Origin of the sequence: Thermogemmatispora sp. (assembly GCF_019683755.1) — a bacterium.
Taxonomy (GTDB): Bacteria; Chloroflexota; Ktedonobacteria; order Ktedonobacterales; family Ktedonobacteraceae; genus Thermogemmatispora.
Map to the genome: position 1 here is coordinate 1 of NZ_JADGHT010000171.1, position 9,568 is coordinate 9,568.

9 protein-coding genes are annotated in these 9,568 nt (G+C 60.0%); 4 read left to right on the forward strand and 5 right to left on the reverse strand.

All coding sequences use genetic code 11. The features are described from left to right. Positions 1 to 300: 300 nt before the first annotated feature. Together IRZ24_RS11995 and IRZ24_RS12000 are read right to left on the reverse strand one after the other, a co-directional pair. A complete protein-coding gene (locus IRZ24_RS11995) occupies positions 301 to 675 on the reverse strand; it encodes a nitroreductase family deazaflavin-dependent oxidoreductase (RefSeq protein WP_297164455.1) in 375 nt (124 codons plus the stop codon). A gap of 84 nt (positions 676 to 759) precedes the next feature. After that, on the reverse strand, positions 760 to 1,161 hold the full coding sequence (locus IRZ24_RS12000; RefSeq protein WP_297164458.1) for a cupin domain-containing protein: 402 nt from the start codon (positions 1,159 to 1,161) through the stop codon (positions 760 to 762). Positions 1,162 to 1,538: 377 nt separating this feature from the next. Here IRZ24_RS12000 and IRZ24_RS12005 point away from each other — a divergent pair, with 377 nt between their 5' ends. Beyond that, a complete protein-coding gene (locus tag IRZ24_RS12005) occupies positions 1,539 to 2,501 on the forward strand; it encodes an AraC family transcriptional regulator (RefSeq protein ID WP_297164461.1) in 963 nt (320 codons plus the stop codon). 248 nt (positions 2,502 to 2,749) lie between these two features. On the opposite strand, the gene IRZ24_RS12010 is transcribed toward IRZ24_RS12005, so the two are convergent. After that, on the reverse strand, positions 2,750 to 4,660 hold the full coding sequence (locus IRZ24_RS12010) for an acetate--CoA ligase (protein ID WP_297164464.1): 1,911 nt from the start codon (positions 4,658 to 4,660) through the stop codon (positions 2,750 to 2,752). Between the two features lie 143 nt (positions 4,661 to 4,803). Between IRZ24_RS12010 and IRZ24_RS12015 the strand changes: the two genes are divergently transcribed. Next, positions 4,804 to 4,932, forward strand: a complete 129-nt coding sequence (locus IRZ24_RS12015; protein WP_297164468.1) for a hypothetical protein — start codon at positions 4,804 to 4,806, stop codon at positions 4,930 to 4,932. On the opposite strand, the gene IRZ24_RS12020 is transcribed toward IRZ24_RS12015, so the two are convergent. Then, on the reverse strand, positions 4,929 to 5,819 hold the full coding sequence (locus IRZ24_RS12020; RefSeq protein ID WP_297164471.1) for a class I SAM-dependent methyltransferase: 891 nt from the start codon (positions 5,817 to 5,819) through the stop codon (positions 4,929 to 4,931). The two genes, IRZ24_RS12015 and IRZ24_RS12020, sit on opposite strands and share 4 nt — an antisense overlap. An 805-nt stretch (positions 5,820 to 6,624) precedes the next feature. Between IRZ24_RS12020 and IRZ24_RS12025 the strand changes: the two genes are divergently transcribed. Together IRZ24_RS12025 and IRZ24_RS12030 are read left to right on the forward strand one after the other, a co-directional pair. Then, positions 6,625 to 7,947, forward strand: a complete 1,323-nt coding sequence (locus IRZ24_RS12025; protein WP_297164475.1) for an NAD(P)/FAD-dependent oxidoreductase — start codon at positions 6,625 to 6,627, stop codon at positions 7,945 to 7,947. A gap of 128 nt (positions 7,948 to 8,075) precedes the next feature. After that, positions 8,076 to 8,993, forward strand: coding sequence for an RNA polymerase sigma-70 factor (locus IRZ24_RS12030; RefSeq protein WP_297164478.1), 918 nt, complete (start codon positions 8,076 to 8,078; stop codon positions 8,991 to 8,993). A gap of 93 nt (positions 8,994 to 9,086) precedes the next feature. On the opposite strand, the gene IRZ24_RS12035 is transcribed toward IRZ24_RS12030, so the two are convergent. Beyond that, on the reverse strand, positions 9,087 to 9,568 hold a 482-nt coding region (locus IRZ24_RS12035; RefSeq protein WP_297164480.1), incomplete at its 5' end, for a DUF6585 family protein.

Sequence of the window (9,568 nt, forward strand, 5' to 3'; positions counted from 1 at the left end):
TTTAAATGTCGATAGCCTCTTCGCCCTATTCAGGATGAGGAGATCAAACAACATACATTTTTTGCGGGGCTGGCAGGAACTTATTGTCCATACGCTGATCCAATAGCCACAGCAGTAACAGAGGAGCTGAACCTCTACTGGCTCGCAGTCATGAAACCGTCCAGGAGGCCAGCCAGTGACCAATCAGGTCAGCGACATCACGCTGCACAGAGGCTAGTTAGCCTCCTACCTGTTGGCCCTGGACTGGCCAGCTCTGGACAACGAGGCAAAGAGCCAAGCGGGTACATAGGGTTGTGGTCGTTAGCCGGGCCGCCCAGTCAGAGGGACCTCTACGGCCACGTTGATGAGAGGATAATAGGTCTGGATCTGGCTGGCCCCGTATTTCTCGCGGAAGCGCTCGGCAATGGCGGCGACACGGCTTTGGTCTTCAATCAGACGCACATTTGCCGTGAGAGCCTGCTGACCGGCACGCACTTGCAAGGTGGGGGCCTGGCGCAGGTTCTTGTACCAGCCGGTCTCGGTGCCGCGAACAGGCAACAAATAGAGAGCCTCGCCCTCTAGCACAAACCACACCGGGTAGCTGTAAGAGCGCCCACTGTTGCGCCCTTTGACCGTAATCTCAATTTCGCTGCGCCGCTGCAGGGCGGCGCGCATATCTCTCTGACTCTGACCCATATGGGGATTACCTCCTGGGCGATGGGGGACCAGCAGTGTTGTCTTGCTCGTCCTCCTCATCACTAACTGTCTGGGGCACTCAGGTCAGGACTGCTGCCCATACTGCTCATCGCTGACGTGCTCCAGCCAGTCAGCCACTTTACCGTCAAGCTCTTCCTGGATGGCAATGTGGGTCATGGCCGTAGTTGGCGCCGCCCCATGCCAGTGTTTCTCTCCGGGCGCGAACCAGATGACGTCACCCGGACGGATCTCCTCAATAGGGCCACCCCAGCGCTGAGCCCGTCCACAGCCGGCTGTGACGATCAGGGTCTGCCCCAGCGGATGACTATGCCAGGCGGTACGTGCCCCAGGCTCAAAGGTCACGCTGGCTACACGCACACGCGCCGGACTGGGAGCCTCGAAGAGGGGATCAATGCGGACAGTACCAGTAAAGGTGGCGGCAGGCCCTTGCTGCGAGGGCTGCGAGCCGCTGCGTCTGATCTCCATTGCTCTTGTAATCCTCCTTTGGCTCTTGTCTTCCTAACTATGACTAGCTATGACCAGTCGTACGCGTCTAAGACGCTTCCTCAGCAGCCGGAGTGCGACAACACCAGGCCCAGAGTTAGCGTACTGCCAATCTCGCCTGCCTACGCTTTACTGGTTGCCTGGAGCCTACGCCCTTCTACTTCCAGCTTACCCCTCACTCCCAGGCGCCACTCCAACCTGTGCTGGGGGCACACACTTGTTTGTTCACTTGTGCTTTCCACTTCCGGAAGCATTATAGAGGTTCCCTGGCCAAAGATGATAGAATAATCCTCGTCAGGAATTGGCAGATTCTGCACATGCCACAAGGCAACGCTCTAGTAGAGGAGGTCTCGACATCAATGACTATTACCGCCGTCGCAGAGCGTGCGCGACCGCAAGATGAGCGCACATTACGGCAGCTCCAGGCTCAGCGCGAGGAGCTGGCTGAGCGGATCGCCCGGGCTGTTCCCAGAGACGGGGCCGTCGAGCTGCTAGATGGCTTAACCCTGGCGCGTCTCTCCTCGCCATCCATTCCTTTACCCAGCGTTGCCGAGCCATCCTTCTGTGTGATTGCTCAGGGGCGCAAGGAGGTCCTTGTCGAGCGCAACCGCTATGAATACGATCCATTTCATTACTTGCTGGCAACTGTCGAGCTGCCGCGTTTAAGTCGCGTCATCGAAGCCAGCCCCGAGCGACCCTATCTCAGTCTGACTCTGCGCCTGACCCCTTCTCAGGTGACAGAGGTCCTGCTCTCCGCCGGCTACGTGCCTAAACGCAGCTCCGCACACGCTGTCAATGTCAGCCCGCTTGATGAGCGTCTCCTTGATGCTGTGGTCCGCCTGGTCAGGCTGCTTGAGACGCCGGAAGAGGCGCCGATCTTGATGCCGCTGGTGACGCGCGAGATTATCTATCGCCTGCTTGTTGGCGAGCAAGGAAGACGCCTGTGTCACCTGGTGCTCCAAGGTGGTATGCCCTCGGCAATCACCAGCGCCGTCACCTACCTTCGCCGACATTTCGCCGAGCCGCTGCGCATCGAGCACCTGGCTCGTGAGCTTGGTATGAGCGTCTCCAGTCTGCACCATCACTTTAAGGCCGTTACCGGCCTGAGTCCGCTGCGCTATTTGAAGCAGCTTCGCTTGCAAGAGGCGCGCCGCCTGATGCTGAATGAGGGACTGGATGCCACCAGCGCTGCTTTCCGCGTCGGCTATCAGGATGTCTCGCACTTTAATCGCGATTATCGGGGACTCTTCGGCTTGCCGCCGGTAAGAGATGTTCAGCGGCTGCGGCAAGAGCTAGAGGCCCTGGCAGCCGGGAGCGATTAAGAACCCTCGCGCCCCAGCGCCAGCCATAGAGCAGGACCGTGGTCAGTCACCCGTCCGTGTGCCTGTCCGCCTCAAGCAAGCAGAGCCACGCAACGGGCAACTGACCACCCAGGGGCGAGAAGGTGCACAACAAGGACAGCCTGAGGGAGGGGGCAGCGGTGCCCGCGCCGCCCCATCTAGCTCACTAGACGGCCTTGCACCACTCATCGCCTCACCCATCTACACCGCCAGAGCGAGGCTCACAGCTATTAGCGCGGGGAAATGTCGGCCTGCAGCCGCTGCCAGGCCTGGCGCGCTTCAGAGACCGATGCTTCGTCCTCGATGGTTGAGACGTCGCCAGGGTCACGCCCCAAAGTGACGGCCCGCAAGACACGACGCATAATCTTGCCGCTGCGCGTCTTGGGCAGCATGTTCACGAAATTCAGCTCGCTGATGACGGCAACAGGCCCTAGCTCGGTGCGCACGGTTTTGAGTAGCTCTTGCTTTAAGGCCTCGGACGGCTCATAGCCGTCCTTGAGGACGATAAAAGCAACGATCACCTCTCCCCGTAGCTCGTCGGGGCGCCCGGTGACACCAGCTTCAGCGACTGCCGGATGCTTTAGAAAGGCGGTCTCGACCTCGATGGTGCCGATACGATGGCCAGAGATCTTGATGATCTCATCGGCTCGCCCGGCGAACCAGACATAGCCATCCTCGTCGACCTGGGCGGAATCGCCGGTGTAGTAGACTCCCGGCAAGACGCCCCAGTAGTCGCGCGCGTAGCGTTCGGCATCGTTCCACAGCGTTGGGATGAGGCCCGGGAAGGGGCGCGTGATGACCATGACCCCCTTTTCGCCGGGACCTAGCGGCCTGCCGTCGAGTGGCGAGACAACGCGGGCTTCGATACCAGGCAGGGCAATGGTGGCCGAGCCGGGCTTGATGGGTAGCATGCCCAGACCATAGGGATTGCCAAAGATCGGCCCTCCGGTCTCTGTCTGCCACATGTGATCGATCACCGGCACGCGATTGCGCAGGACGGTCTCCTGCAACCAGGACCAGGCTGGCGCGTTGAGCACCTCACCAGCACAGAAGACACGCTCCAGCGAGGAGAGATTGTAGCGGCTTGGGGGCTCGTTTCCATACTTCATGAGCAGGCGTACAGCCGTGGGAGAGGTGAAGATGCCACTGACGGCAAACTCCTCAATGGTCTGCCAAAGCACCTCGGGCGTGGGATAGTCTAGCGCCCCCTCAAAAGCCAGGGTCGTGGCCCCGACGATGAGCGGAGCATAGACGATATAGCTGTGGCCAACCACCCAGCCGATGTCTGAGGTCGACCACCAGACATCGGTCGGCTTGAGGCCAAAGACCCATTGCCCCATACTGTGAATGTGTACCTGGTAACCGCCATGCACGTGCACGGCTAGCTTAGGCTTGGCCGTAGTGCCAGAAGTGGCCAGAATGTAGGCTGGCTCGTTGGCCTCTAGAGGGAGATAGCTGCCGCTCTGGCCACTGGCATAGGCTAAGAATTCCTGCCAACTGAGATCACGCCCTGTCTGCATGGCCACAGGCTGACTGCCACGCTGGAGAACAATGACGTGCTCGACGCTGCTACCGCCAGAGGCAAGGGCTGCATCGACGATGGCCTTGAGGTTGGTCTCTTTGCCCTTGCGATAGGTGATGTCAGTGGTAAAGACCAGGCGTGAACCGCTGGCCTCGATGCGATCACGCAGGGCCTGGGCGCCAAAGCCCGCGAAGACTACAAGGTGAATGGCCCCGATGCGCACAGCGGCGAGCATGAGCATAATGGCCTCGGGGAAGGTCGGCATGTAGATTGTGACGCGGTCCCCGCGCTGGATACCCAGTCCACGCAGTGCCGCGGCCAAGCGCTCGACCTCATGCAGGAGCTGGGCATAGGTGTAGAGACGCCGTTCACCGCGCTCGTTCAAATAGATGAGGGCCGTATGGCCACCCCAGCCGCGTTTAACGTGGTGATCCAGGGCACTGTAGCAGAGGTTAGTCTCCCCACCAATGAACCAGCGGAAGGTTGGCGGGGTCCATTCAAAGGTGCGGTCCCAGAGCCGGAGCCAGGGAAGCTGCTCCGCGGCCTTACTCCAGAAGGCTTCCGGATTCTCACGCGCTTCCTCCAGCCAGCGCTCAACAACAGGAGTGATCAGTTTCATAGACTGCCGCCTTTCTCCTCTTTGAGGAAGGAAGAACATCTGTGGCAGACATGGCCCGGGTACGCGAGCGCCCGGTGACTCAAGAGCCTTGCTTTGTCCTGTCTGCTTGCATTGTAGCCTATGAGCCAGGAGGCTGAAAAGAGATGAGGCACGTTGAAGAGATGAGACAAGAAGAGTGTGATAACAGCAGAGAGAGCAGCGCTGTGCTGACGCTGGCCCTCTCTCTGCCAGATCTTCTGATTATTCAATTGTCCGCCGACCGGCTGGCTTAGCTGGTTTTTTCTCCGGTGGTCTCCGCTGCCCTCAGATCACCAGGCTTGCGCCCCCAGACTGTCAGCAGGTTCCACAGGCCACAAAAGTCCTCCTGCTGCATCTCAGCCGTCGCTAGCTGATACAAGCGTTCCAGCTCCTCCTTGGTCGCTACCCCCATTTTCACCAGGAACGGCTGCAGTAGCTCCAGGCCGATCAGGCTGTCTTTCAAAACAGAGTAATGGGCTTCTGTGCCCATCGACCACTCAATGACACTGGCTCGTAGCTGCACCGAGGAAAAGCCCGCTTGCCTTACCAGGCGCGGCAAGACCGGCGTGATGCCAAAGTGGCGCCCGTCTGGTGAGAAGCTTTGGCCCGCCCGCTTGAGCGCCTCGGACATGTAGGCCATCCATGTCTGATAAGCCAGGCTTGTCGTGAGCATCGGCTCCATTTCGGTCAGGCGCACGATACCGCCCGGCTTGAGCAGCCGATAGCACTCGGCCAGCAGCTCTGGCCAGGCCTTTGGCAGCATGAAAGCAAAAAGCAGCCGTCCATTGATGAGGTCAAAAGAGCCATCGGGAAAGGCCAGCGGCTCCATCACATTCATCACGTGAAAGTGGACGTTCTCCAGCCCTCGCGACCGGGCCTGCATCCGCGCATAGTCGATCACCTGCCGGCTGATATCTACGCCGATGACTTCTATCGTGGGATGCTCAAAGGCCAGCTCCAGTGCCCAGCCACCCGGCCCACAGGCCAAATCGAGTACACGCCCCTGCTCGGGGAGCGTGATCCCTGGCTCCGGCAACAGACCCCCCATGCTTTGCGTTAACAGCCGATCCTGTTGCATCAATCGCGCCAATTCGCCAGCATTCTCGGGATCAATCACATAGGTGTTTTCCGACTCCGCCATGTCCAGCGTTTACTCCTTCCTTTAGTGCACGTTCGAGCAGTCCTCAGCTCGCGACTGGAACGCAGCGAGGTCTAGACAAGATCACTCAGCCTCCTTGCGATGCCTCTGGCTATCACTCTGGATGGAGTGAGCAGAGAGAGTGAACCCAGATCACCCTGCCGCCAGCCAGCAAGGACCGGGCCTGCACCAATTGCGCCTCTCCGCTCTCTGCTTTTCCCCTGTTAGCCCCCATCCGCTTGCGCCCAAACGGTAACTAGCGGCCAGAGTCCAGAAGACACAATCTTCTCGATGGAAGCGTATTGACCTGATCTTCAAGGGTGATCTCTTTTCTGCCAGCGATCAGGCTCCTCGCAGCATCTCCTTTCCTCCTCGTGTCGAGGGCAGCGCTCTCATTCAAGAGCTGTCTGACGCTTCTTCTTCAAGTGTACCAGGAGCTGACCATGCAGTGGAAGGGGGACAGTAACAATGCTGCCGATCTAGACTGGACCGGCAGGCTGAGCTAGCCAATGAACGATCGGGTATGGTATATCTGGCTCTATCCCCTGTCGCCTATGTGTCTCCCCCACCGTTGCGATCCCTTTTGATAGCTGACCCATCTTTACACCTGACCATCGCTGAGATCTCTCCACCCTTGTCTCAGGGAGGGGCAGAGAGAGGCTGGTCTTTTCAGATAACGTGTGGGTGGAGCTGGCGCTTGAGTTCGTGAGCGATCACCCCGTCTGCTCTGTCACAGCATGAGGCGCTGCCCCGTCTGCTTTGTGTCATCAATCAACCAAGCTAAGCACGTGAGGAGGATAGATCCGCTATGTCGCAGAAGGATACCATTATTGTTGTAGGCAGCGGCCTGGCCGGTCTCACAGCCGCCACTTATCTGGCGCGGGCCGGGCTGAAGGTAGCGGTGTTTGAAAAGGCAGCCAACCCTGGTGGACGCGCCACCACCTGGCAGCAGCAAGGCTATGCCTTAAACCGTGGGGGCCATGCCCTCTATGCAGGCGGGGCAGCGACGCAGGTGCTGCACGAACTGGCCATCCGTGTCCCCGCCGGCTCACCGCGCAATGTTCAGGCGCTGCTCGAGGGCCAGTTTTTTGCCTATCCGGGTGATCCCATCAGCTTGCTGAGAACCGCCCTGCTTGCAGGGGCCGAAAAATGGGAGCTGCTGACCCTCCTGGCCAGGTTAGCCCTGCTTAGGCCACGCTCGCTGGCCTCTGTCAGCGTGCAGGCCTGGATCGACCAGCATGTCCGACACAAGCGAGTCCGTCGGCTGCTGCTGGCTAGTGCCCGCACCCTGACCTACAGCGGCAACCTGGGGCTGATCAGCATGGAACCTTTTCTCACGCAGTTGCAGCTTTCGCTAAGGCGGCCAGTCCTTTATATTGACGGCGGCTGGCAAACCCTGGTAGTCGGGCTACGTCGGGCGGCTGAGCAGGCCGGAGCGCATATCAATACAGGAAAGCCCATCACCGCGGTGGTGCAGCACAATGGCCGGGTCCGGGGCGTTGAGCTGGACGACGGGCAGTTACATGAGGCGCAGGCAGTAGTGCTAGCCACTGAGCCGGCTGATGTCATGCGACTGGTAGCCGACCCAGCGCTGACCCAGCGCCTCGCCGCTCTCCAGCCATTGACAGTAGCTTGTCTGGATGTAGCACTGCGGCATCTGCCGCGTCCCGACCGGCCTGTAGCCCTGGACCTGGACCAACCGCGCTTCTACTCAGCCCAGTCGCTTTTTGCCCGTGTTGCTCCCGCCGGAGGAGCAGTGCTGCATGCCCTCCGTTACCTTGATCCACTGACCGCCAGCGACGCGCGCCAGCACGAACATGAGCTGGAGGAGCTGCTTGATGCGGCACAACCGGGCTGGCGTGGTTTGGTGGTCAAGCGCTTCTTCCTGCCCCACTTGCAGGTGTTGGGAGCTGTACCAACGGCTACTGGCGATGGCTTTGCTGGCCGTCCAGAGCCACGCGTAGCCCAAATCGGTGGCCTCTACCTGGCGGGCGACTGGGTCGGTCAGGACGGTTACTTGGCCGATGCCTGCTTTGCCAGCGGGCGCCAGGCGGCGCAGCTCCTGCTCACAGACCTGATCAGAGCACGACAACCGGCTGTTGGTCGACCAGGCTCAGGGCTGGCTGCCTAGGAATGGTCTGAGGTATCATGCTCTTGTCTGTCTGTGTCCCGGGCACTTAGAGGTCCGGGACACAGACACTCGCCGTCGAGGAGCCGCCTGGCGGCACACACTCTCTCAGTTCACAAGGCAGTCCACTTATGACGAAGACAAGCGAGGAGACCGCGCGCCTTTTCGACACGTATCGGGTCCTGCTCTTTTCGATCGCCTATCGTATGCTCGGCGAGGCGAGCGCAGCCGAAGACATCGTACAGGAGGCCTTCGTACGCTGGCTGCAAGCCGATGAGCCAGCCGTGCAGTCGCCACGCGCCTACCTGACTACCGTTGTGGTGCGGCTGTGTCTTGATCAGCTCCGCTCCGCCCGCAGGCGGCGTGAGATCTATGTTGGTCCCTGGCTGCCGGAACCGCTGGCGACCGCTCACGCTCCCGAGCTGATCGCAAGCGCGGAGCTGGCTGAATCGCTCTCCTTCGCCTTCCTCCTGATGCTGGAGAAGCTCAGCCCCCGCGAACGGGCAGTCTTACTGCTGCGCGAGGTCTTTGACTACGACTACGCCGAGATTGCAGCAGCGCTCGGCACGAAACCCGCAAGCTGTCGACAATTGCTGCACCGCGCTCATCAACGCCTGGAACAGGGCGAGCGACGTTTCAGGGTTCCGCGTGCTCAGCAGGAAGAGCTGACGGCCCAGTTCTTGCGCGCAACCGCTGAAGGAGATATAGAGGGTCTGCTTGGTCTGCTGACCGACGAGGCCGTCTTTATCGCCGACGGCGGCGGCCAGGTCAAGGCCGCCTTGAAGCCGATTCAGGGGGCGAAGCGCGTGGCACGCGGCATGCTCGGCGCGTTGCGCAAGTGGTTCCCGCCGGATCTGCAGCCGCGGCTCGCCGAGGTCAACGGTCAGCCGGCGATCATCGGCCTGGCGCAAGGGAAGGCGGTAGGCGTGGTCATGCTGGAGCTGGAGCCGCAAGGGAAGCGCATCAGACGTATCTATGGCGTGGTCAATCCCCAGAAACTGGGTTGGCTGAACGCAAGGCCGCTCCCCTCGCTCCCCTCCAGCGTCTAGCGCTGCCCCTCAGCCTGCCGGACCAGGCACTGAAGTCCTCCCCCCAGAGAGAGCAGCCGCTCTGTCTGGCTCAGGCAGGCAGCTCCTTGTAGCCTAGCCCTCTGGCCCTGAGATGCCTTGATAGCGCTGGAATATGTAATCTTTGAGGCCCTGGAACAGGCTGATGTTGGGCATAGCGATGAGTTGCCAATAGGCTTCCTTCTTATCTAGCTTTTCTATAACCAGCGTGGTCTCTCTGAGGGTCATCGTACGAATCTCAGCCCAGAAGATTGTCTCGCCTTTCCAGCTTATCTCTTCCCTGTTGATTCCCAAATCACCAAAGGTCACTGTATCGCCAGCCTCGAAGGCCGCAATGACTTGGGGCAGGAGACGGCTCTTAATCTGCTCGTCCAGGAGATCGACCAGCTCCTGGATTCTGACTAGATCCTGATCCAAAATAATAGTTTTGCCATCTTGCATCTGCAGTTTATATAAACGCCTGGTTTCCGTGTAATGGACAAAGCTATCACCGGCAGCAACCATGCGGCTCTCCTCTCTTACTTCTCGCCAGAGGGCCGTAATCTGGTCCCAGCGCC

Coding starts and splice junctions, on each gene's coding strand:
- IRZ24_RS12025 (WP_297164475.1), top strand. CDS start 6,625: ATGTCGCAGAAGGATACCATTATTGTTGTAGGCAGCGGCCTGGCCGGT.
- IRZ24_RS12010 (WP_297164464.1), bottom strand. CDS start 4,660: ATGAAACTGATCACTCCTGTTGTTGAGCGCTGGCTGGAGGAAGCGCGT.
- IRZ24_RS12030 (WP_297164478.1), top strand. CDS start 8,076: ATGACGAAGACAAGCGAGGAGACCGCGCGCCTTTTCGACACGTATCGG.
- IRZ24_RS12020 (WP_297164471.1), bottom strand. CDS start 5,819: ATGGCGGAGTCGGAAAACACCTATGTGATTGATCCCGAGAATGCTGGC.
- IRZ24_RS11995 (WP_297164455.1), bottom strand. CDS start 675: ATGGGTCAGAGTCAGAGAGATATGCGCGCCGCCCTGCAGCGGCGCAGC.
- IRZ24_RS12015 (WP_297164468.1), top strand. CDS start 4,804: ATGAGGCACGTTGAAGAGATGAGACAAGAAGAGTGTGATAACAGCAGA.
- IRZ24_RS12005 (WP_297164461.1), top strand. CDS start 1,539: ATGACTATTACCGCCGTCGCAGAGCGTGCGCGACCGCAAGATGAGCGC.
- IRZ24_RS12000 (WP_297164458.1), bottom strand. CDS start 1,161: ATGGAGATCAGACGCAGCGGCTCGCAGCCCTCGCAGCAAGGGCCTGCC.